Origin of the sequence: Enterobacter sp. RHBSTW-01064 (assembly GCF_014103035.1) — a bacterium.
GTDB classification, from domain to species: domain Bacteria; phylum Pseudomonadota; class Gammaproteobacteria; order Enterobacterales; family Enterobacteriaceae; genus Enterobacter; species Enterobacter mori.
Map to the genome: position 1 here is coordinate 130,685 of NZ_JABXOU010000009.1, position 20,466 is coordinate 151,150.

A 20,466-nucleotide genomic window follows, 5' to 3' on the forward strand; every position below is an offset into this window, starting at 1 on the left:
TAAAAAATGCGAGAATAGCCATTCAGGACGTAAGAACACAGGACAGACATGACCCAGTTACCGAAATTTACTGCCGCCCTTTTGCATCCCCGCTATTGGTTGACCTGGATTGGCATAGGCTTGTTGTGGCTTATCGTACAACTTCCTTACCCGGTTATTTTCCGCCTCGGTAAAGGGATCGGCCACGTTGCCCGGAAATTCATGAAACGCCGCGTCAGGATTGCTTACCGCAACCTCGAACTCTGTTTTCCGCAGATGAGTGAGACAGAACGTCACGATATGGTGGTTAAAAATTTCGAATCCGTTGGCATGGGGCTGATGGAAACAGGCATTGCATGGTTCTGGTCGGACAAAAGAATGGCCCGCTGGACGGAGGTTGCCGGAACAGGTATGGAGCCCGTGCACACGTTGCAGGCTAATCAGACCGGCGTACTGTTGATTGGCGTCCATTTCCTGACGCTTGAAATTGGCGCGCGTATGTTTGGCATGCAGGCGCCTGGTATTGGCGTATATCGGCCGAATGACAACCCGGTCATCGATCTCATCCAGACCAATGGCCGCATGCGCTCTAACAAAAGCATGATTGACCGTAAAGATCTGAAGGGCATGATCCGCGCCCTCAAATCCGGTGAGGTGGTTTGGTACGCCCCCGATCACGATTACGGCCCGCAATCCAGCGTGTTTGTGCCGTTTTTTGCCGTCGAAGAAGCGGCGACCACCACGGGGACCTGGATGCTCGCCCGAATGTCTAAAGCGGCTATTGTTCCCTTTGTCCCACGCCGCAAGCCGGATGGTTCAGGCTATCAGCTCATCATGCTTGAGCCAGAACGCACGCCTCCTCTGGACGACGCAGAAACCACCGCGCGCTGGATGAACGATATTGTGGAGAAATGCATCATGATGGCACCGGAGCAGTACATGTGGCTCCACCGCCGCTTTAAAACGCGCCCGCAAGGCGTTCCCTCCCGATACTGATTGTCATGCGGCCTCCGGGCCGCATGCTGTTTTAGCTTTAAAAGCTCCCCCACATTGCGGCAATCCTGACCCAGGCGCATAATTAGCACGCTTATTACTTCCCCTTCCCGGCGCACTGTATCTTAATTTGCGGAGAGTTATGTCACCCTCAGATGCTCCCATAAACTGGAAACGCAACCTCGCGGTTGCCTGGCTCGGCTGCTTTCTGACGGGTGCGGCGTTCAGCCTGGTCATGCCTTTCCTGCCTCTCTACGTTGAACAGCTTGGCGTTACGGGCCACAGCGCGCTCAATATGTGGTCAGGTCTGGTGTTTAGCATCACCTTTCTGTTTTCCGCTATCGCTTCGCCATTCTGGGGCGGCCTTGCCGACCGCAAGGGGCGAAAAATTATGCTGCTACGTTCAGCGCTCGGGATGGCTATTATTATGGCGCTGATGGGCGTGGCGCAAAACGTCTGGCAGTTCCTGGTGCTGCGCGCACTGCTTGGCCTACTGGGCGGATTCATTCCCAATGCCAACGCCCTGATTGCCACACAAATTCCACGCCATAAAAGCGGCTGGGCTCTCGGTACGCTCTCAACGGGTGGCGTCAGCGGTGCGCTGCTTGGACCTCTGGCGGGCGGCTTACTGGCGGATAGCTACGGCCTGCGGCCCGTCTTTTTCATCACCGCCAGCGTGCTGTTCCTCTGCTTTGTCGTCACCTTGCTCTGTATCCGCGAAAAATTCACGCCGGTCACCAAAAAAGAGATGCTTCATGCCCGGGATGTTCTTACCTCGCTGAAAAACCCCAAACTGGTGTTGAGCCTGTTCGTGACGACCATGATTATTCAGGTGGCGACCGGGTCGATCGCCCCGATTTTAACGCTGTACGTGCGCGATCTGGCGGGCAACGTCAGCAACATTGCCTTTATCAGCGGGCTGACCGCATCAGTACCTGGCGTGGCGGCACTGCTCAGCGCGCCCAGGCTGGGAAAACTCGGCGACCGTGTTGGGCCCGAAAAGATCCTGATTTGTGCCCTGGTGATTTCCGTTCTGTTACTCATCCCGATGGCGATGGTGCAGTCTCCCTGGCAACTCGGCCTGCTGCGCTTTTTGCTCGGCGCGGCAGACGGTGCGTTATTACCTGCCGTACAGACCCTGCTGGTCTACAACTCAACGAACCAAATCGCCGGACGTATTTTTAGCTATAACCAGTCGTTTCGTGATATCGGCAACGTCACCGGGCCGCTTGTCGGGGCGGGCATTTCCGCCAGCTTTGGCTTTCGCGCCGTTTTTATCGTCACGGCCGGTGTCGTGCTGTTTAACGCCATTTACTCCTGGTTCAGTTTATCCCGGACGATGCGTTCTGAACTGAATAAGACAAATGCCTGACGGCTTATTTTCGCATTCATACTTGCAAAATCAGAGAATCAGCTATTCTTTCCCTGAATACCTTCATGAAAAACAGGGAGACACCGATGACCATGTACGCCACGCTGGAAGAAGCTATTGATGCCGCTCGTGAAGAATTTCTCGCCGATAATCCCGGCATTGAGGAAGAAGATGCTGACGTGCAACAACTCAATATCCAAAAGTATGTCCTGCAGGACGGCGATATTATGTGGCAGGCCGAATTTTTTGCCGATGACGGTGAAGAGGGAGAATGTTTGCCGATATTGAGCGGTGAAGGTGCTCAGGCCGTCTTTGATGGCGATTACGACGAAATTGAATTACGCCAGGAATGGCTTGAAGAAAATACCCTGCATGAATGGGATGAGGGCGAATTTCAACTCGAACCGCCGCTGGATACCGAAGAGGGCCAGACCGCAGCCGATGAGTGGGACGAACGTTAAGCTCTCATTACTCGTAAGGCCCGTGACTGGCGTCGATGGGCAGCAATAGCGTGTCGAAGATCAGCGAAAACGGCAGATCGAGCACGGTCAGGTAGCGCCAGGCGGAATCTCGTACGTCCCATTTGACGCCGGGATAATACTGATTCCCGTGACCTTGTCCCGGAATAGTGCGGCTGATAATGCTGCCGCAGCCGCTGAGCAGACATGTCATCAACACCACGACAATTATTTTCATTCATTACCTCTAAAAAAATACCGGCCTCGCAGCCGGTATTTTATCTGGCGGGTGCACTTCGCTTACCCGCCCTACTTAGCAGCTTACTTCGCCTTCAGCGCCAGCGGATTCAGCTTCAGCTCTTTGTAGTAGCCCACCCACGAAGAGTATTTCTCCGGTGCAGACCACACGCGATAGTGAAGCCTCGCCATGGTGACCGGGTCGCTCAGCAGAACCAAACGGCGGTCGCGATTGAGTTTTTCCGGCGTCTCGTTCAGCGCCTGCTCAACGTGGCGATCGCGGGCGATCTCCAGCACCTGGCTGGCGCGGTGACGCGCGGTCGCCATTGCCATCGCCAGGGCGTTGAATGACGGGTTAAACACCGCGTGCATAAAGCCATCATCCAGCGAACGGCTGCGGTTCTGCTCCAGGTACTTGTCGGTATCCACCAGCACCTGCGGCGGGGAATACTCTTCCGGGATCAGGAACAGCTTCCAGCGTTTGGTACGCAGCCCCACCGTTGAACGGCTGGAGATCACAGACACAAACGGCGACAGGATCAGCGAGAAGACAATCGGCGCCAGCCAGAACAGGAAGCGCAGATCCAGCCACGCCATCCCCGCAGCCCACACCAGACCGAGCAGCAGCTGCGAACCGTGACGCATGAAGGCTTCGCTCCACGGGGTGGAGTCGTCATCACGCTGCGGTGAATTCCAGACCACTTCCCAGCCCAGGAACGCGCTGACCACAAACACGGTATGGAACAGCATGCGCACCGGCGCCAGCAGCACGGAGAACAGCACTTCCAGCAGCAGCGAGAGCGTCACGCGGCAGAAACCGCCATACTCTTTCGAGCCTTTGCACCAGATCAGGATGATACTGAGCAGCTTAGGCAGGAACAGCAGCACCATTGTCGACGCAAACAGCGCTATCGCCAGCTCCGGACGCCACTGCGGCCACACCGGGAACAGCTGGCGCGGTTGCAGGAAGTATTGCGGCTCCGTCAGGGCATGAACCACCTGTAAGGCAGTCGACAGCGCCAGGAACATAAACCACAGCGGTGCAGAGAGATAGGACATCACGCCGGTCAGGAATACCGCACGGTGAACCGGGTGCATCCCTTTCACCAGGAACAGGCGGAAGTTCATCAGGTTACCGTGGCACCAGCGACGGTCACGCTTGAGCTCATCCAGCAGGTTCGGCGGCAGTTCTTCGTATGAGCCTGGCAGGTCGTAGGCAATCCAGACGCCCCACCCTGCGCGGCGCATCAGCGCTGCTTCCACGAAGTCATGCGACAGAATCGACCCGGCAAAAGACCCTTCACCCGGCAGCGGCGCAAGCGCACAGTGCTCAATGAACGGCTTCACGCGGATAATCGCATTGTGGCCCCAGTAGTGGGATTCACCCAACTGCCAGAAGTGCAGACCAGCCGTAAACAGCGGGCCGTACACACGGGTCGCGAACTGCTGGCAACGTGCGTAAAGCGTGTCCATTCCGGACGCTTTCGGCGAGGACTGAATGATACCGGCGTTCGGGTTGGCTTCCATCAGGCGGACCAGACCGCTCAGACAGTCACCGCTCATCACGGAGTCGGCATCCAGGACCACCATGTAGCTGTACTGATTACCCCAGCGACGGCAGAAGTCATCGATGTTACCGCTTTTACGCTTCACACGACGGCGACGGCGACGATAGAAGATCTGGCCTTCGCCCTGCACTTCCGCAATCAACTCCATCCAGGCTTTTTGTTCTGCTACGCAGATATCCGGGTTGTAGCTGTCGCTCAGGATATAAACGTCAAAATGCTCGGCGTTACCGGTCGCCTTAACAGACTCCCAGGTTGCGCGCAGCCCCGCAAACACGCGGTCAACGTCTTCGTTACAGATAGGCATAATCAGCGCAGTACGGTGCTCAGGATTGAGGGGCTCATCCCCGACCGTTGACGCTGAAATACTGTATTTATCACGCCCCATCAGCAGCTGCAGGAAGCCCATCAGCGCGGTCCAGAAACCCGCCGAGACCCAGCAGAAGAGAACGGCGAACAGCAGCAGAATGCCGCTTTGCAGAATGTAAGGCAGCAACTGCATGAAGGAGACCCAGATATCCTGGCCTACCATGTCAGCCGGGTTGATCAGCGCCCAGCCCTGATACGGCAGAATGGTCTTCATGTACCAGGTTGCCACCACCGTCTGCGCCAGCGTCAGCAGTAACAGCGTGTAGCGACGGATCGTTCCGACGGTACGCCACTTCTGCTCTGAGGCCTGCTCTTCTTTGGTCAGACGCGACAGATAGCGCGGCGTGACGTCACGTCCGCGCAGGCGATCCCAGAAGCGACCCACCGGGTTGGTGCGCCATGGATCGGGGAACATAGAAGAACGCGTGGCTTTCGGCATCGCCTGAAGCTGGTCGCGCCCTTCGTCGTCTTTAATCAGCTGTCCTTCTGCCAGCGAGTCTGGCCAGGCCTGCTCCAGACGCGCCTTTACTGACCCCAGCGGCGTATCATCATCACGTGTAAACTGACGATGATCGCCATCCAGCGCGGTGTGTACCGCAAGGATGTCGCTTTTAGGCAGTGCCGCTTTTTCAATGTCCGTCAGCGGCATGGCATCAATATATTCAGATGTATTATTCATTGGCAGGTAGCTGATAGCTCCAGGTTTCACTCAGCGGCTGATCGTTGCTGACCAGCGCGGCGCGCATTTCAGTGGTCTGTTTCGGATCTTTCACTTTCACGCGCAGGGTCAAACGCCACCCTTTCGTTACCGGGTTGTAACGCACGGCATTTTCAACGATCTCACCGTTATCACCGATGCTCGCCTGCGCGGTCACGGCGGTATCCGGGGACAGTTTTTTCATGTCCTGGCCCGCGAAGTCCACGATGAAAGCCACGGTGCCGTCAGGCTGACGGATCAGGTTTGACTGCTTCACATCACCCGTTGAACGGCGAGTCTGCATCACATACGCGTTATCCGGCGCATGCAGTTTGTCTTCGTCACGGCTAAAGGTGATGGCGTATTTGAAGTTCATCTCTTTACCGGCTTCCGGAAGCTGGTCCGGGGTCCAGTAAGCGACGATGTTATCGTTGGTTTCGTCGTTGGTTGGAATTTCAACCAGCTCAACTTTCCCTTTACCCCAGTCACCTTTCGGGGTTACCCAGGCGCTTGGACGCTGATCGTAACGGTCATCCAGGTCTTCAAAGCGAGAGAACTGACGGCCACGCTGCAGCAGACCAAAGCCCTGCGGATTTTCCATCGCGAAGCTGCTCACCGCGAGGTGTTTCGGGTTATTCAGCGGACGCCAGATCCACTCGCCGTTACCGGCATGGATAGAGAGACCGTTAGAGTCATGCAGCTCCGGGCGGAAGTTGGTCGCCGGAGACGGCTGGTTCGGCCCGAACAGGAACATACTGGTCAGCGGTGCAACGCCCAGCTTGCCCACTTTATCGCGCAGGTAAACTTTGGACTGCACGTCAACGACAGTGTCGCGTCCCGGCATGATCACGAAGCGGTATGCGCCGGTTGCACGAGGGGAGTCCAGCAGCGCATAGATTGTCAGACGTTTATCCGTTGGTTTAGGACGCTCGATCCAGAACTCGCGGAAACGTGGGAATTCTTCACCTGATGGCAGCGCGGTATCAATAGCCAGACCACGTGCGGAAAGCCCGTACACCTGCCCTGCGCCAATCACGCGGAAGTAGCTGGCACCGAGCATGCTGACGATTTCGTCGTTTTTATCTTTGCTGTTAATTGGGTAGAGCACTTTGAAGCCGGCGAAGCCCAGGTCCTTAACCGTGTCTTTGTCGTGCTGCACATCGCCGAAATTGAAATAATCCGGGCTGTACTTGATTTTACGTACCGCGGTTGCCGTCACTTCATTGATAGCAACAGGCGTGTCGAAATACATACCCTGATGATAAAACTCAAGCTTGAACGGGGTTTTAACGTTGTTCCAGTATGCTTTGTCGTGATTGAACTGGATCTGCTGATAGTCCGCGTATTTCATGTCACGGAAAACGGAGGGCAGGTTACTTTTTGGCGCTTCGTAGCTCTTGCCAGCCATAGACTTGGCCTGTTTAGCAACGTCATCGATGGTAAAGGACCAGGCCGATGAGGTATACAGGGACAACAACACTGCCGCACCCAACCAACGCATTTTCATCATTTGTGATTTATGTTTCATAATAAGTAAGCACTTCCCCCTTTGTGTGCTTATATCGATCCGATCCATTTTAATGGAAACTCAGGCAATCCGACAACATTATCACTGCTTTGTTCAGCTCGCTGGCTCAGGGATTAAGCAAATGAAAGAACCCGCTTTTCACTTTGCGTGCTTATCCTGGAGACAGGGTGTCGGTCTTGGTGTAGGGTTGGCTTCGAATGTAACCATTATGCGTCTTAGGGATAAGGCGATTAGTCTGAGAATGTACTGAGTTATATGAGCACAACACCCGTACAACGTGAATATTTCCTCGACTCGATCCGGGCATGGCTGATGCTATTGGGGATCCCGTTTCACATTTCATTGATTTATTCCAGCCACACCTGGCACGTGAACAGCCAAATGCCCTCCTGGTGGCTGACGCTGTTTAATGACTTCATCCACGCCTTCCGTATGCAGGTGTTTTTTGTCATATCCGGCTACTTCTCTTATATGCTGTTTTTGCGCTACCCGCTTAAGCGATGGTGGAAGGTGCGCGTAGAGCGCGTCGGCATACCGATGCTCACCGCCATCCCGCTGTTGACGCTGCCGCAATTCATTATGCTGCAGTATGTGAAAGGCAAAGCGGAAAACTGGCCTAACCTGTCGCTGTATGAAAAGTACAATACGCTGGTCTGGGAGCTGGTTTCACACCTTTGGTTCCTGCTGGTTCTGGTGGTTCTTACCACTGTCAGTCTGGTCATCTTCAGCCGTCTGCGCCGCCATTTAAGCACTACGTCAGACGCTTTCTTTGCCAACATCACGCTCGGTAAACTGTCCCTGCTCTTTTTGGTGCTGGGGATTGTCTACGCGGCCATCAGACGCACGCTGTTCATTGTCTATCCCCCCATCCTGAGTGACGGGCTGTTTAATTTCGTGGTGATGCAGTCGCTGTTCTACATTCCTTTCTTCCTGGTGGGAGCGCTGGCGTTTGTCTATCCGCAGTTAAAAGCGTTGTTTACCCAACCGTCGCCCTGGTGTGCCGTCGGCGCAGCCCTTGCCTTCGCGGCCTATCTTCTCAATCAGCGCTACGGCAGCGGTGACGCGTGGATGTACGAAACGGAGAGTGTCATTACCATGCTGCTGGGCTTGTGGATGGTGAACGTGGTGTTTGCCCTCGGCCATCGCCTGCTGAACTTTAAATCCAGCCGCGTTACCTATTTCGTCAATGCATCACTGTTCATTTATCTGGTGCATCACCCGTTGACGCTGTTCTTCGGCACTTACATCACTCCGCATATTGCTTCCAACACGCTGGGCTTCTTCACCGGGCTGGTCTTCGTGATCGGGATTGCCATCGTGCTGTACGAAATTCACCTGCGTATCCCGCTCCTGCGGTTCCTCTTCTCCGGGAAACCGCAGGTTAAAGCCTGATCGAAAAAGCGGCGCCGATAAGGCGCCGCTTTTGTATCAGCCGTCCAGTTCTTCTCCACGCTGGGTCAAAAGTCTCTGGTAGAGATGTGTCGTTTCTTCGTCGAAACAGACAAAGATGACCTTTTCCGGCATGGGCTTCAGGGAAAGGTAGTGGTACACGGTATTCACCGCAATGGTCGCGGCAGCCGCTTTGGGATAACCATAAACACCGGTGCTGATGGCAGGAAACGCCAGGGTTTTATAGCCATTGTCCGCAGCGAGGCGCAGGCAGTTACGGTAAGCATCCTCAAGGATCCGTGCCTCGTGGTGCTCGCCCCCCTGCCACACCGGTCCCACGGCGTGAATAACGGCTTTGGCGGGCAGATCCCCTGCCAGCGTAATCACGGCATGCCCCGGCGGGCATTCCCCCTGTTGTTGACGCACGGCCTTGCAAGCTTCGAGCAATTGCGGCCCGGCAGCGCGATGAATAGCGCCATCCACGCCGCCTCCCCCCAGCAACGATGAATTCGCTGCATTGACGATCACATCAACATGTAACGTTGTGATATCGCCGTGAATAATCTCGATTTGCGGTCTCATACATTCCCCCTGCTACCCGCCTTTTTCTTAAGTGTATCGCAGAGGGGAGGGTCAGAAAAAACTATCGTTTAAAACGGCTAGCGATATTCCACCTTAACTACGGCCAGCGTTTTTTCAGGATTGAGGTACTGCATACTCACGGTTGCCAGTCCTGGATAGGCGGAACGCCCATTCAGTGCATCCTCATAGCTGACCATCCGGGTCTGGATACGGTTATTTTCCGGGCAGGACATCGCAAACTGACGATGTTGAGGGGTAATCTCACAGGGATCGGCAACAATGGCACCACGGAAATGGATAACACCGCCTTCAGCAATCGTTGCTGAAAATGCGGGTGTCATATAAGCCGAGACGATCAGGCTAAAACCTGAGATGAGCAGAGCGGTAGATTTGGTCACAAGTTGTACTCCTCAAAATAAATCATCCTTGAGGGGTAAAAGCGCTCCAGTATGACAACGCGGTAGCAGGTCATTGAACAGCGAAACGTGTTCAGCTCCTGATAACATCATAGTTACACCTTTCAACTCCCGCCACATTCCCAAATCATTGATTTTGTGAATGATTAAAGCGAGCGTTCTGCAGGCGACCATTGTTGTGATAAATGCAGCGATTTTCCGTCAGAGACGGTGACCGTAATGTTGACCGTATCCCCTGTGCCAATATTTAAACTCAGTCTCATCAAATCAATCGTCTGATTAGCGGGTATAGAAAAGGTATTTTGCTGGCGTGAGGTACTTTGTCCTCCCTCCCCCTGGCGAACGGACAAAATTTGAACCTGACAATCGCACGCGTGTGTCAGGGTGACCTGCGGAATAATGGTGGTCATATTTCCCTGCTGCGATGTTTTAAAGGTTATTTGGCTGGAAAGCGCGGCAAGGAGAATTAACGTATTCATGATGAACTCCCGAAAAAAAACAGGGCAAATGCCCTGTTTTTTTGTAGCACAGATTTGAAATCAGTATTGGTGTGCGGTCGCATTGTTGCCAAAGCCGACCTGATGCACGTTAACAGTTGATCCAGATGCTGTCTGGTCCACTGCCGCACCGTTGCCGCCGCCGTACTGTTTAACATCGATGACGGAGTTTTTGCTGTTCCACTGGTCAATGGTTGCGCTGTTACCAAAGCCTTTCTGCAGCAGATCGATGGTGCTGTCATCAGATCCTTGTCCAACATCAGCACCGTTACCGCCGCCATGCTGGGTAATTGTCAGTTCTGAATCTCTTGCATCCGTTTGCAAGGCAAGAGCAGAGTTGCCGCCACCAAACTGGTAAATGCTCAGGGTTGAGTCAGGGCCGCTATTACCACCACCGCCGTGGCCATGACCGTGGCCGCCAAATTGAGGTACCGCACCTGCGAAAGCACTGCCAGAAACGATGATTGCTGCAATTGCTGCCACTTTAAAAAGTTTCATGGTAAACCCCCATCGGATTGATTAAGTCGCCACAACGCCCTAACGTTGAATAACGCGGATGGCCATTTGTGACTGTCTCTGCACTACAACTGCTGTTTTCTGCGTACCATACTGCGTAATACTCGCTCTGTTAGCCGACCCTTTTTGGATAATCATTGCGGTATTACCAAAAGCGTCCTGCTTAATACTCGCATCATTACCATTTCCATCTTGATCGATATAAGCAAGGTTATAAGTTCCTGATTGATCAACCTTCGCTCGGTTGCCTCCACCCTCCTGAGAGACAACGGACATTAATTTGGAACCGTCCTGACGAATATCAGTAGAATTACCTGAACCTTGTTGACCAATAATGGCTGCCTGATTATAGGAGGACTTACTTAATTCATTAACCGCAAAGTTATATTCAGAACCGGCTAAGTCCGAACCGCCTGCGGTTACAAATCCAGGCACACCCAGTAATGTAAACATCATAAATAACGTTCTGTTTTTCATGTTGTCACCCTGGACCTGGCTATACACAAAATAACGTTTCTTCATGCATAAACGCGAATCGTTTTTTTGTTAACGTCGCGTTACGAAAAAGAGTATGTCCGCCGAAACAATTTAAATATCTCACCCGCGCGGCTTATTTTAATTAATGACTTCACCTCAAAGTATTAATTCCGGTAAAAATACGCTGACAGACGTTAGGTTTAGCGCGAGAAAAAAATCGTCTCTCTCAGATCCTGTACAATGGCAGGTTCCTTGTCCAGCCTTACGCAGCCTGGCTTCACCACACCCACGCGAGACAATTTGAAAACCTTGTCACACAGGGCGAGTTTTCTTAAGAAGGAATCGCCTGATGAGGGAAGGCTTAGTTTTCTTATGCATCTCATACCTTTCACCGGTGGGGTAAGAATTATAAATCCACATTTTTTTCATGCAGTTATAATTATTTGTATGATTTTTAAAATGTGTGCAGTGTTATTCTCATGTACAACTTTTCTCTTAAACAAAAACTAATTTATTACCCCAAATACACAATTTAATATTGAATTTTACATTTAGTTACATGATTAACACTTGCTTTAACGTTTGTAATAGCTAGATTGAAAACAGTAGTAAGTCATTTTATTTTTATTTCCGTCCTCCTCTGGAGGAATGGTTTGATTCTACACACAGCAGTGCCACATCTGTCAGTGCTTCTGGTATTCCTTATCTATTAACAAGGGATAGCTGCCAGGTGTCATAAATAAAGTGGGGTTTCATCATGTTTAATGAAGTCCATAGTTTACATGGTCATACATTATTGTTGATCACCAAACCTTCTTTACAAGCGACAGCATTATTACAGCATTTAAAGCAATCTCTTTCATTGAACGGGAAATTGCATAATATTCAACGTTCTTTTGATGACATTGCACCTGGCAGTATCATTCTTCTCGATATGATGGAAGCAGATAAAAAGCTGATCCATTACTGGCAAGATAACTTAAGCAGGAAAAACAATAATATCCGCGTGTTATTATTGAATACCCCTGATGAGTATCCTTTTAGAGACATAGAAAGCTGGCCGCATATCAATGGCGTGTTCTACGTCACTGAAGAAGAGAATCGTGTCGTGGAAGGCTTGCAGGGCATATTGCGAGGAGAATGCTATTTCTCGCAAAAGCTTGCCAGCTACCTCATTACACACTCCGGAAATTATCGCTACAACAGTACAGAGTCTGCACTGCTGACGCATCGTGAGAAAGAGATCCTGAACAAGTTGCGCATTGGTGCTTCAAACATTGAAATCGCCCGTTCGTTATTTATCAGCGAAAATACGGTCAAGACGCACCTTTATAATCTTTTCAAGAAGATAGCTGTTAAAAACCGGACTCAGGCCGTTTCATGGGCAAACGATAACCTCAGGCGTTAATAGCATGAAACGCACGTTGAGTTGGATTGCTGCAGCAGGTTTCCTGCTTGCGGCCGGGAATCTGCAGGCAGTGGAAGTTGAGGTCCCCGGATTGTTAACCGACCACACCGTCACATCTATCGGGCACGATTTCTACCGCGCCTTCAGCGATAAATGGGAAAGTGACTACCCCGGTAACTTAACAATCAACGAACGGCCCAGTGCACGGTGGGGAAGCTGGATCACAATAACAGCCAATCAGGATGTTATTTACCAGACCTTCCTGTTCCCCACCAAAAGAGACTTCGATCAGAACGTCGCTTTTGCCCTGGCACAAACAGAAGAAGCTATTAATCGTCTGCAGTTAGATAAAGCCCTGCTGAGTACAGGCGATTTAGCAAAAGATGAGTTCTAGCAACGATACTTATTTCGGAGGCTGTAATGCGTCTCGCACACACAGTGATTTCGTTAATGCTCATTGCACCGCTAAGCTGGGCCGGGAATATGACCTTCCAGTTCCGCAACCCTAATTTTGGCGGCAACCCGAACAACGGGGCATTCATGCTTAACGAAGCCCAGGCTCAAAACTCTTACAAAGACCCAAGCTTTGACGACGATTTCGGTATCGAAACCCCGTCAGCGCTGGATAACTTCACCCAGGCCATCCAGTCGCAAATATTAGGTGGCTTATTAACCAATATTAATACCGGTAAACCCGGCCGCATGGTGACTAACGACTTTATCGTCGATATCGCCAACAAAGATGGGCAGCTTCAGTTGAACGTAACGGATCGCAAAACCGGAAAAACATCGACAATCCAGGTGTCGGGTTTGCAAACCAGTTCGACTGATTTTTAAACAACCCCAAAATAAGGACAATTATCATGCAGCGCTTTTTGATCATTGTTGCAGTGTGCTTATTGAGCGGTTGTTTAACTGCTCCACCCAAAGAAGCCGCTAAGCCAACATTAATGCCTCGGGCACAAAGCTACCGCGATTTAACCCATCTGCCGACACCAACCGGTAAGATATTTGTCTCGGTATATAACATTCAGGATGAAACAGGACAGTTTAAACCGTATCCGGCAAGTAACTTCTCTACGGCCGTGCCGCAGAGTGCAACCGCCATGCTGGTCACTGCCCTGAAGGATTCACGCTGGTTTATTCCTCTGGAACGCCAGGGATTGCAAAACCTGCTGAATGAACGAAAAATCATCCGCGCCGCACAGGAAAACGGAACTGTTGGCGTGAATAATCGAATGCCACTTCAGTCGCTTACCGCGGCCAATATCATGGTGGAAGGCTCGATTATCGGTTACGAAAGTAACGTGAAATCGGGGGGAGCAGGTGCGCGTTACTTCGGTATCGGTGCTGACACCCAGTATCAACTCGACCAGATTGCCGTCAACCTGCGCGTGGTTAACGTGAGCACGGGTGAGATCTTATCCTCCGTGAACACCAGCAAAACCATTCTCTCGTATGAAGTTCAGGCCGGGGTATTCCGCTTTATCGACTACCAGCGTTTGCTGGAGGGTGAAATTGGGTATACCTCTAATGAACCGGTGATGCTGTGTCTGATGTCGGCTATCGAAACCGGGGTTATCTTCCTGATTAACGATGGTATCGATCGCGGGCTGTGGGATCTGCAGAACAAATCAGAAGCGCAAAACCCGGTACTGGTAAAATACCGCGATATGTCGGTGCCGCCGGAATCCTGATCGAAAGCGCATAAAAAAGGCGAGATCCCTGTCTCGCCTTTTTTTATTCACTCACCGCAGTGATGTTTTGCGCTTTTTCTCGCCGCGCTGCCAGCCACAGGCCGCTGTTTTTCATGGCATAGCCGAAGAGAAGTCCCAGCGCCAGCGAGGGAACGACCAGCTTCCAGTCCCCCTGCCCTGCAAAGGTCGCGCAGGCCCCCATGAACGTGCCCGGTACGAACGACAACAGCAAATGCTTTGCCTGAACGCACATTAAAAATGCGACCACGCCCGTCATGACATAGCCCAGGATCTCCAGGTGAGGCGCCAGCGCGCTGCCCTTCATGATCACCAGCGCCCAAATCACACCGCTCATCAGGGTACATCCGGAGATGAATAGCCCTTTGACGCCACCCTGCGGGCAGGCGAAATAGGCGGTGCAGCCGAGGAACCCGGCCCAGCTGAGCAATCCGAGAGACACGGCCACCCATCCCCAGATACCGGAGAGAATGCCTGTTGTCAGTGCAATACAAAGTAATATGTTCATGGCGCGCATCTTAGCAGAAGCGCGCCATAGAAATGCGATCAGAAGCACACTATATGCAAGTTGAAATGTATCGTTGCAGAATTTTTGTGATCTAAATCACTCTTCATTCTCTTCTTCGAGCTCATCCCACATCGCAGCAATCGCATCACGCGTCAGCGGTGCCAGGGTTCTCCAGAATGGCGAGGTGGCATGGGCTTCAACTTTACCCAGGAATGTCCCAACCCACGGCAACAGATAGGTTTCAAACAGGGTTTCGATGGCTTCATTTTCGTCATCACCGGCGTTGTCTTCGAGCCAGGAGGCCGCAAGCAGCAGCGTACCGATATGATCGGCTGGCGTATCGCTCAGCGGCATTCCGCGCTCGGAGAGAAACGCACGCACTTCTGCTTCCGTCGCCCCTTCCTGCCAGGCAGAACGGTACGGCGAAACACGGCACTCGTCACCGACGAACAGCGCATTGTAATCCGTTGAAATCTGCTGCATGTCGCAGCTTTTTTGCAGACGTTCCAGCAAATCATCCTGTTCCAGCGGCCAGTTCTGCGCCAGCTTGCCTTCACGGATCAGCGTGAAAAGCGGAACCAACAGCGGGTCTTGCGGCTGGCGATAATAGAGCGTACCCAGCACGCGGCAAAGGATGGAGAACTCGTTCATTTTTTATTCCATTACACAATTAAAGATCGGCAAATTCGGCAATCGGCTCCATTCCGCGCGACTCGAGGAAATCGAGCATGCGGCGTGGCGTCACGTTCAGGATTTGCGCTTCCGGGAAATCAACGTCATTTAATACTTTCATACACTCACTGAAATCACCCAGCGTAAACGCGGTATGAGAATCGGACCCCAGCGCCACCATTCCCCCCGCATCACGCACGGCGGCAGCCACTTCGCGACAGTTGGCTTCACTGCCCTTACGCGAGTGAACAAAGGAGGAGTTATTAATCTCCAGCGCCACGCGGTGTTTCGCTGCCGCCTGCGCGACAGCCTGAATATCAATCGGATACTTCGGGTTACCGGGGTGGCTGATAATGTGCACATTGCCGCTGGCAATGGTAGCAATCATCGCCTCGGTGTTGGTGTCTTTATCCTGAGGCGCAAAGACCGGCTCATGGAAACCGGCAAGGATAAGGTCAAGAGAGGTCAGCATCGGGCCGGTGCAGTCGATCTCACCGTCGATATTTTTGATATTCGCCTCAATGCCGCGCAGTATCCCGATACCGTCCACCAGACGTGGCCAAATCCGCATATTCACAAAATGCCAGTAGTGCGGTGCATCCGCCATATCCGGGCCATGATCGGTAATCGCAAAAAGCTTGATGCCCTTGAGCTTTGCCTGGGCGATATAATCATGGAGGTTACTATACGCGTGGGTGCTGGCGACGGTGTGCATATGCAGGTCTACGGGATACATCTTTCTCTCCTCTGCGGTTTTTCCAAAGGATAGCAGTTATCAGCGGCGAATATTAGCAAAAACCCGGCGAACGCCGGGTTTCCGTTAGTAGCCGCGCTGTCTGTCGACCTGTCCGGTGACCGCGTTACCCTTTTCCATTTCGCTGATGGTATGGGATATATACGCCACCGCTTCTGCCGGACGCGTCACGGCAGCCACGTGTGGCGTCATCGCGACGCGCGGGTGCGCCCACAGCGGGCTTTCCGCTGGCAGTGGCTCACGGCTATACACATCCAGCATCGCGCCTTTTAGCTTTCCGCTGTCGAGGGCCTTCAGCAAATCACCCTCTACCAGATGCACGCCGCGCGCGAGATTCATTAAATAGCTCCCGTCGGCCAGCTGATTCAGGAGCGTACTGTTAATGATGCCCACCGTTTCTGCCGTGTTTGGCAGCAGGTTAATCAGCACGCGGGTGCCTTTCAGGAATGCCGGGAGTTCATCGGTTCCGGCAAAACTCTCGACGCCGGGGTAGTCCTTGCGGCTGCGGCTCCAGCAGCGCAGCGGGAATCCCCACGGTGCAAGCGCTTCTGCCACTTTTGAGCCCAGCACGCCCGCACCGAGAATGCCAATAGTAAACTCGTCGCGCTGATAATCCGGCAGCGGCTCCCAGTGGGATTGCTGTTTAAAGGCCTGATAATCGTCAAAGCGGCGGAACCAGTGCAGCACCTGGCTCACGGCATACTCCTGCATCTGCTGGCCCATTCCCGTATCTTCAAGACGGAACAGCGGAATATTGTCAGGCAGCATTTCTGGATGCGCTTTCAGTTTACTGAGGATCGAATCAACCCCCGCACCCAGGGCGAAAACCGCCTTCAGCTTGCGGCCCTGCAGCATCTCAACCGGCGGGTGCCAGACCAGCGCATAGTCGGCATGTTCATTATCGCCACGCCTCCACTCGCGTACGCGTGCGCCGGGCAGCGCCGCCGAAAGTGCGTCAATCCAGTAAGCGGTATCAAATGTAGGGTGATAGAAGAGAATATCCATGGTCATTCCTGCCTTTTAGTGCGCTGTTTTGTTTTCATTTTCAAGTGGATTGCCAGCATAACAAATTTATCAGGAAACCGCGTTGCTGATAAAAGAGGCGCTTTGTGCACATTTAGGAATCAGGTTGCTTGAAGTTTGTCTAAATACGCTAAATTACTGAAAAAGTGAGTTGACGCCAGTTCGGCTTTTCCTTACATTAGCGCCCGTCCCGGCAACAACGGGATGACAATATGGTGAGGTGTCCGAGTGGCTGAAGGAGCACGCCTGGAAAGTGTGTATACGGCAACGTATCGGGGGTTCGAATCCCCCCCTCACCGCCATATTTAAGATGAGAGCTCGTACGAAAGTACGGGCTTTTTTCTTTTATATTCTCCGAAAAGGGGGGATGAGAATCCCCGACCGGGGTTCGACAACTGGCGACAGCCAGTTGGACAGACTGAGAGCGCAGCGAACAGGCTGCCCGCAGGGCGAGCGAAGCGAGTCAATCCCCCCCTCACCGCCATATTTAAGATGAGAGCTCGTACGAAAGTACGGGCTTTTTTCTTTTGGATCGCACCTGGGGATTCGAACCTTGAGACTCCCTGCGCTCTTTATGTCGGGTGGCGCTGCGCTTACCCGACCTACAAAAAACTACTCTTCCACCATCCGCGCATACTCTTCGGTCAGAAAAACTACCAGCGTCCTGACTGACGGCAGCATGCCGCGCCGCGAAGGGTAAACCGCGTGAATCACTTCCCGTCGGGGTTCCCACGCGTCCAGCACCCGTACCAGTTCTCCTGACGCAAGCTGATCCTTCACCATCAATATCGGCAACTGCACAACGCCCACGCCCGCCATCGCCGCTTCCCGCAGTGCCAGCATGTCGGTGGTAATAAAGCGCGGTGCGTAGTGGATCTCCGCTTTCGCCCCCTCTGGACCACTGAGTTCCCATTTATGCACCTGTTTACCGGCCCCCATACTTAAACCAGGCCATTCACTGAGCTCAGAAGGCATTCGAGGTTTACCCATACGTTCAATCAACTGCTGACTCGCCACCAGGCAATGCCCCCTGTCAGCCAGCACCCTTAAGACCAGATCGCTGTCATCAAACGGACGCGGACGTACGCGGATCGCCACATCAATGCCTTCGCCCACAAGATCGACCCGCCGATTGGTGGCCTCAAGCTGGAGATTAATCCCCGGGTAGCGCGCCATAAACCGTGCCAGCATCGGTCCTACGTGGACGTGCAGTAACGTGACGGGACAGGTGATCCTGACGACGCCGCGCGGCTCAGCCTGCAGCGCAGCAACGGCCTCCTCTGCCGCTTCTGCTTCTATCAGCATTGCCTTACAGTGCTGATAGAAGGTCTGCCCCACTTCCGTCACCGTAAACTGCCGCGTAGTGCGCTGTATCAACCGCACGCCAAGCCGCTCTTCCAGCTGCGCAATCCTGCGGCTCAGTTTGGACTTGGGTTGGTCTAGCGCCCTTCCCGCCGCCGCAAACCCACCATGGTCGACCACCTTCACAAACCAGACAAAGTCATTGAGATCCTGCATAAAACCCCATCGTTCTATTTTCGGAACAGTGAATGCCATTTTCACTATCTACCGGGATATTAACTCTGAATATAAGCTAATTACATCAACAGAACATCAGGAGTTAATCATGAAAAACGTAACAGGCGTTTATACCGCTCCCCGCCAGCACTGGGTTGGCGATGGTTTCCCGGTTCGTTCGATGTTTTCTTATCAAACCCACGGCGAGCCGCTGAATCCGTTCCTGCTGCTGGATTACGCAGGTCCGTACACCTTTCCGGCAGATGGGGCGAAACGCGGCGTAGGCCAACACCCTCACCGGGGTTTTGAAACGGTCACCATCGTCTATTCCGGTGAAGTGGAGCATCGCGACTCCACGGGTAAAGGTGGCGTCATTGGCCCCGGCGACGTGCAGTGGATGACGGCAGGTGCAGGCATCCTGCACGAGGAGTTCCACTCCAGCGCGTTCTCGCAGAAAGGCGGCGAACTGAAAATGATGCAGCTTTGGGTCAACCTGCCAGCCAAAGACAAAATGGCGACGCCGGGCTACCAGAGCATCACCAAAAGCGACATCCCGGTTGTGGCGTTACCGGACAACAGCGGAACGGTGCGGGTTATCGCCGGACGCTACGACGCTATTACCGGCCCTGCGCACACCTTTTCGCCGCTGAACGTCTGGGATCTTGCCCTTAATCAGGGAAGCCATCTTACGCTCGCTCAGCCGGAGGGCTGGAGCACGGCGCTGGTGGTGCTGGAAGGTCACGTTACGGTGAATGGCACTGCTCAGGCGGGAGAAGCCCAGTTGGTGGTGCTGAGTCAGGAAGGCGACAAACTGCACCTTGAGGCAAGCAGCGATGCCAAAGTGCTGCTGATGGCCGGCGCGCCGCTCAATGAACCCATCGTCGGCTATGGCCCGTTTGTGATGAACACTAAAACCGAGATCGCGGAAGCTATTCGTGATTTCAACTCCGGCCGCTTCGGCCAGATCCGATCGTAATCGTAATAAAGGAGAAGAACATGTCTACACCTGCCAATTTTAATGGAGCACGTCCGGTCATTGATGTTAACGATGCGGTGATGTTGCTTATCGATCACCAGAGCGGTCTGTTCCAGACCGTTGGTGATATGCCAATGCCGGAGCTGCGTGCTCGTGCGGCGGCGTTAGCGAAAATCGCTACCCTGGCGAAAATCCCGGTTATCACTACGGCGTCCGTTCCACAGGGGCCGAACGGACCGCTGATCCCGGAGATCCACGCCAACGCACCGCATGCGCAGTATGTTGCCCGTAAAGGTGAAATCAACGCCTGGGACAACCCGGAGTTCGTGGCCGCGGTGAAAGCGACCGGACGTAAAACGTTGATTATCGCGGGCACTATCACCAGCGTCTGCATGGCCTTCCCGTCAATCAGCGCGGTTGCGGATGGCTATAAAGTGTTTGCGGTGATTGATGCCTCCGGCACCTATAGCAAGATGGCGCAGGAGATCACCCTGGCACGCGTTGTGCAGGCTGGCGTGGTGCCAATGGATACGGCGGCGGTGGCCTCTGAGATCCAGCGGACATGGAATCGTGAAGACGCGGCTGAGTGGGCTGAGGTATACACCCATATCTTCCCAGCTTACCAGCTGTTGATCGAAAGCTACGGCAAAGCACAGGAAGTGGTGAAAAACAGCGAAGTGCTCGATTCACAGCGTTAATAACCCGTGCTGCGACAAGAGCTGATTAAGGCTTAACCGAACGCACACGAATACAGAAAATCTGCTTGACCGTTTTAGCGCAACTCCCTATAGTAGCGCCCCGTTGCCCCCCAAGCGGT

The 20,466-nt window shown here is 53.1% G+C and carries 23 protein-coding genes, 1 tRNA gene and 1 other RNA gene; 12 read left to right on the forward strand and 13 right to left on the reverse strand.

Annotation, left to right across the window (positions count from 1 at the left end; translation table 11 throughout):
• Nucleotides 1-48: 48 nt before the first annotated feature.
• The 3 genes from HV355_RS21965 (at nucleotide 49) to HV355_RS21975 (ending at nucleotide 2,805) form a co-directional block, all read left to right on the forward strand.
• Nucleotides 49-975, forward strand: coding sequence for a Kdo(2)-lipid IV(A) acyltransferase (locus HV355_RS21965; RefSeq protein WP_174339340.1), 927 nt, complete (start codon nucleotides 49-51; stop codon nucleotides 973-975).
• 139 nt (nucleotides 976-1,114) lie between these two features.
• On the forward strand, nucleotides 1,115-2,344 hold the full coding sequence (gene mdtG, locus HV355_RS21970; RefSeq protein ID WP_182403437.1) for a multidrug efflux MFS transporter MdtG: 1,230 nt from the start codon (nucleotides 1,115-1,117) through the stop codon (nucleotides 2,342-2,344).
• An 86-nt stretch (nucleotides 2,345-2,430) separates the two neighbouring features.
• Nucleotides 2,431-2,805 (forward strand): MysB family protein, encoded by a 375-nt coding sequence (locus tag HV355_RS21975; protein ID WP_100167059.1) that lies wholly within the window; start codon nucleotides 2,431-2,433, stop codon nucleotides 2,803-2,805.
• 7 nt (nucleotides 2,806-2,812) lie between these two features.
• On the opposite strand, the gene HV355_RS21980 is transcribed toward HV355_RS21975, so the two are convergent.
• From HV355_RS21980 to mdoG, 3 genes are all read right to left on the reverse strand, one after another.
• Nucleotides 2,813-3,040, reverse strand: a complete 228-nt coding sequence (locus tag HV355_RS21980) for a YceK/YidQ family lipoprotein (protein WP_010429597.1) — start codon at nucleotides 3,038-3,040, stop codon at nucleotides 2,813-2,815.
• An 83-nt stretch (nucleotides 3,041-3,123) separates the two neighbouring features.
• The gene (gene mdoH, locus HV355_RS21985) at nucleotides 3,124-5,652 is read right to left on the reverse strand and encodes a glucans biosynthesis glucosyltransferase MdoH (protein ID WP_182403439.1); all 2,529 of its coding nucleotides are present in this window, start codon (nucleotides 5,650-5,652) and stop codon (nucleotides 3,124-3,126) included.
• Nucleotides 5,645-7,180, reverse strand: coding sequence for a glucans biosynthesis protein MdoG (gene mdoG / locus HV355_RS21990; protein WP_010429591.1), 1,536 nt, complete (start codon nucleotides 7,178-7,180; stop codon nucleotides 5,645-5,647). Before mdoG ends, mdoH begins: the two co-directional genes overlap by 8 nt.
• Before the next feature lie 273 nt (nucleotides 7,181-7,453).
• Between mdoG and mdoC the strand changes: the two genes are divergently transcribed.
• Nucleotides 7,454-8,590, forward strand: a complete 1,137-nt coding sequence (gene mdoC / locus HV355_RS21995) for a glucans biosynthesis protein MdoC (protein ID WP_182403441.1) — start codon at nucleotides 7,454-7,456, stop codon at nucleotides 8,588-8,590.
• Between the two features lie 36 nt (nucleotides 8,591-8,626).
• Here the strand turns inward: mdoC and ymdB are convergent, their stop codons facing one another.
• The 5 genes from ymdB to csgB all read right to left on the reverse strand — a co-directional run bounded on the left by ymdB (nucleotide 8,627) and on the right by csgB (nucleotide 11,075).
• The gene (ymdB, locus tag HV355_RS22000; RefSeq protein WP_010429585.1) at nucleotides 8,627-9,169 is read right to left on the reverse strand and encodes an O-acetyl-ADP-ribose deacetylase; all 543 of its coding nucleotides are present in this window, start codon (nucleotides 9,167-9,169) and stop codon (nucleotides 8,627-8,629) included.
• A 77-nt stretch (nucleotides 9,170-9,246) separates the two neighbouring features.
• Complete coding sequence (locus HV355_RS22005; protein WP_182403443.1) at nucleotides 9,247-9,567, reverse strand: type 1 fimbrial protein; 321 nt, start codon at nucleotides 9,565-9,567, stop codon at nucleotides 9,247-9,249.
• A 164-nt stretch (nucleotides 9,568-9,731) separates the two neighbouring features.
• Complete coding sequence (gene csgC / locus HV355_RS22010) at nucleotides 9,732-10,064, reverse strand: curli assembly chaperone CsgC (RefSeq protein WP_010429579.1); 333 nt, start codon at nucleotides 10,062-10,064, stop codon at nucleotides 9,732-9,734.
• A gap of 60 nt (nucleotides 10,065-10,124) precedes the next feature.
• Nucleotides 10,125-10,580, reverse strand: a complete 456-nt coding sequence (csgA, locus tag HV355_RS22015; RefSeq protein ID WP_182403445.1) for a curli major subunit CsgA — start codon at nucleotides 10,578-10,580, stop codon at nucleotides 10,125-10,127.
• A 39-nt stretch (nucleotides 10,581-10,619) separates the two neighbouring features.
• Nucleotides 10,620-11,075, reverse strand: coding sequence for a curli minor subunit CsgB (gene csgB, locus HV355_RS22020; protein ID WP_089597832.1), 456 nt, complete (start codon nucleotides 11,073-11,075; stop codon nucleotides 10,620-10,622).
• A 757-nt stretch (nucleotides 11,076-11,832) separates the two neighbouring features.
• Between csgB and csgD the strand changes: the two genes are divergently transcribed.
• From csgD to csgG, 4 genes are read left to right on the forward strand one after another with little or no spacing between them, the layout of a single operon-like run.
• On the forward strand, nucleotides 11,833-12,483 hold the full coding sequence (gene csgD, locus HV355_RS22025) for a biofilm master transcriptional regulator CsgD (RefSeq protein ID WP_010429571.1): 651 nt from the start codon (nucleotides 11,833-11,835) through the stop codon (nucleotides 12,481-12,483).
• A gap of 4 nt (nucleotides 12,484-12,487) precedes the next feature.
• Nucleotides 12,488-12,877, forward strand: a complete 390-nt coding sequence (gene csgE, locus HV355_RS22030) for a curli production assembly/transport protein CsgE (RefSeq protein ID WP_010429567.1) — start codon at nucleotides 12,488-12,490, stop codon at nucleotides 12,875-12,877.
• A 26-nt stretch (nucleotides 12,878-12,903) separates the two neighbouring features.
• On the forward strand, nucleotides 12,904-13,320 hold the full coding sequence (gene csgF, locus HV355_RS22035; RefSeq protein WP_010429564.1) for a curli production assembly/transport protein CsgF: 417 nt from the start codon (nucleotides 12,904-12,906) through the stop codon (nucleotides 13,318-13,320).
• Nucleotides 13,321-13,346: 26 nt separating this feature from the next.
• On the forward strand, nucleotides 13,347-14,180 hold the full coding sequence (gene csgG, locus HV355_RS22040; RefSeq protein ID WP_010429561.1) for a curli production assembly/transport protein CsgG: 834 nt from the start codon (nucleotides 13,347-13,349) through the stop codon (nucleotides 14,178-14,180).
• A 43-nt stretch (nucleotides 14,181-14,223) separates the two neighbouring features.
• Here csgG and HV355_RS22045 read toward each other — a convergent pair whose 3' ends face one another.
• The 4 genes from HV355_RS22045 to ghrA all read right to left on the reverse strand — a co-directional run bounded on the left by HV355_RS22045 (nucleotide 14,224) and on the right by ghrA (nucleotide 17,137).
• Nucleotides 14,224-14,706 carry a DUF1097 domain-containing protein gene (locus HV355_RS22045; RefSeq protein ID WP_143350036.1) on the reverse strand — a complete coding sequence of 161 codons (483 nt, stop codon included), beginning with the start codon at nucleotides 14,704-14,706 and terminating at the stop codon, nucleotides 14,224-14,226.
• A 96-nt stretch (nucleotides 14,707-14,802) separates the two neighbouring features.
• Nucleotides 14,803-15,357, reverse strand: coding sequence for a molecular chaperone (locus HV355_RS22050; protein WP_042719419.1), 555 nt, complete (start codon nucleotides 15,355-15,357; stop codon nucleotides 14,803-14,805).
• Between the two features lie 19 nt (nucleotides 15,358-15,376).
• Nucleotides 15,377-16,114 carry a phosphatase gene (locus tag HV355_RS22055; RefSeq protein WP_108418059.1) on the reverse strand — a complete coding sequence of 246 codons (738 nt, stop codon included), beginning with the start codon at nucleotides 16,112-16,114 and terminating at the stop codon, nucleotides 15,377-15,379.
• Between the two features lie 84 nt (nucleotides 16,115-16,198).
• The gene (gene ghrA, locus HV355_RS22060) at nucleotides 16,199-17,137 is read right to left on the reverse strand and encodes a glyoxylate/hydroxypyruvate reductase GhrA (RefSeq protein ID WP_182403447.1); all 939 of its coding nucleotides are present in this window, start codon (nucleotides 17,135-17,137) and stop codon (nucleotides 16,199-16,201) included.
• A 232-nt stretch (nucleotides 17,138-17,369) separates the two neighbouring features.
• Between ghrA and HV355_RS22065 the strand changes: the two genes are divergently transcribed.
• Nucleotides 17,370-17,457, forward strand: a tRNA-Ser gene (locus HV355_RS22065).
• A 44-nt stretch (nucleotides 17,458-17,501) separates the two neighbouring features.
• Nucleotides 17,502-17,639, forward strand: a non-coding RNA gene (locus HV355_RS22070) — RtT sRNA.
• A gap of 128 nt (nucleotides 17,640-17,767) precedes the next feature.
• Here the strand turns inward: HV355_RS22070 and HV355_RS22075 are convergent.
• Nucleotides 17,768-18,673 (reverse strand): LysR family transcriptional regulator, encoded by a 906-nt coding sequence (locus tag HV355_RS22075; protein WP_182403449.1) that lies wholly within the window; start codon nucleotides 18,671-18,673, stop codon nucleotides 17,768-17,770.
• A gap of 109 nt (nucleotides 18,674-18,782) precedes the next feature.
• On the opposite strand from HV355_RS22075, the gene HV355_RS22080 reads away from it, so the two are divergent.
• Entirely contained in the window at nucleotides 18,783-19,649 is an 867-nt protein-coding gene (locus tag HV355_RS22080; RefSeq protein WP_182403451.1) for a pirin family protein, read from the forward strand.
• A gap of 20 nt (nucleotides 19,650-19,669) precedes the next feature.
• Nucleotides 19,670-20,347: an isochorismatase family protein gene (locus HV355_RS22085; protein WP_025755865.1), complete on the forward strand. Its 678-nt coding sequence runs from the start codon at nucleotides 19,670-19,672 to the stop codon at nucleotides 20,345-20,347.
• Nucleotides 20,348-20,466: the final 119 nt, after the last annotated feature.

Coding starts and splice junctions, on each gene's coding strand:
- mdoG (WP_010429591.1), bottom strand. CDS start 7,180: ATGATGAAAATGCGTTGGTTGGGTGCGGCAGTGTTGTTGTCCCTGTAT.
- HV355_RS22050 (WP_042719419.1), bottom strand. CDS start 15,357: ATGAACGAGTTCTCCATCCTTTGCCGCGTGCTGGGTACGCTCTATTAT.
- mdtG (WP_182403437.1), top strand. CDS start 1,115: ATGTCACCCTCAGATGCTCCCATAAACTGGAAACGCAACCTCGCGGTT.
- HV355_RS22055 (WP_108418059.1), bottom strand. CDS start 16,114: ATGTATCCCGTAGACCTGCATATGCACACCGTCGCCAGCACCCACGCG.
- HV355_RS21965 (WP_174339340.1), top strand. CDS start 49: ATGACCCAGTTACCGAAATTTACTGCCGCCCTTTTGCATCCCCGCTAT.
- csgD (WP_010429571.1), top strand. CDS start 11,833: ATGTTTAATGAAGTCCATAGTTTACATGGTCATACATTATTGTTGATC.
- csgE (WP_010429567.1), top strand. CDS start 12,488: ATGAAACGCACGTTGAGTTGGATTGCTGCAGCAGGTTTCCTGCTTGCG.
- ghrA (WP_182403447.1), bottom strand. CDS start 17,137: ATGGATATTCTCTTCTATCACCCTACATTTGATACCGCTTACTGGATT.
- mdoC (WP_182403441.1), top strand. CDS start 7,454: ATGAGCACAACACCCGTACAACGTGAATATTTCCTCGACTCGATCCGG.
- csgB (WP_089597832.1), bottom strand. CDS start 11,075: ATGAAAAACAGAACGTTATTTATGATGTTTACATTACTGGGTGTGCCT.
- HV355_RS22085 (WP_025755865.1), top strand. CDS start 19,670: ATGTCTACACCTGCCAATTTTAATGGAGCACGTCCGGTCATTGATGTT.
- csgF (WP_010429564.1), top strand. CDS start 12,904: ATGCGTCTCGCACACACAGTGATTTCGTTAATGCTCATTGCACCGCTA.
- mdoH (WP_182403439.1), bottom strand. CDS start 5,652: ATGAATAATACATCTGAATATATTGATGCCATGCCGCTGACGGACATT.
- csgG (WP_010429561.1), top strand. CDS start 13,347: ATGCAGCGCTTTTTGATCATTGTTGCAGTGTGCTTATTGAGCGGTTGT.
- csgC (WP_010429579.1), bottom strand. CDS start 10,064: ATGAATACGTTAATTCTCCTTGCCGCGCTTTCCAGCCAAATAACCTTT.
- csgA (WP_182403445.1), bottom strand. CDS start 10,580: ATGAAACTTTTTAAAGTGGCAGCAATTGCAGCAATCATCGTTTCTGGC.
- HV355_RS22075 (WP_182403449.1), bottom strand. CDS start 18,673: ATGCAGGATCTCAATGACTTTGTCTGGTTTGTGAAGGTGGTCGACCAT.
- HV355_RS22080 (WP_182403451.1), top strand. CDS start 18,783: ATGAAAAACGTAACAGGCGTTTATACCGCTCCCCGCCAGCACTGGGTT.
- HV355_RS21975 (WP_100167059.1), top strand. CDS start 2,431: ATGACCATGTACGCCACGCTGGAAGAAGCTATTGATGCCGCTCGTGAA.
- HV355_RS21980 (WP_010429597.1), bottom strand. CDS start 3,040: ATGAAAATAATTGTCGTGGTGTTGATGACATGTCTGCTCAGCGGCTGC.
- ymdB (WP_010429585.1), bottom strand. CDS start 9,169: ATGAGACCGCAAATCGAGATTATTCACGGCGATATCACAACGTTACAT.
- HV355_RS22045 (WP_143350036.1), bottom strand. CDS start 14,706: ATGAACATATTACTTTGTATTGCACTGACAACAGGCATTCTCTCCGGT.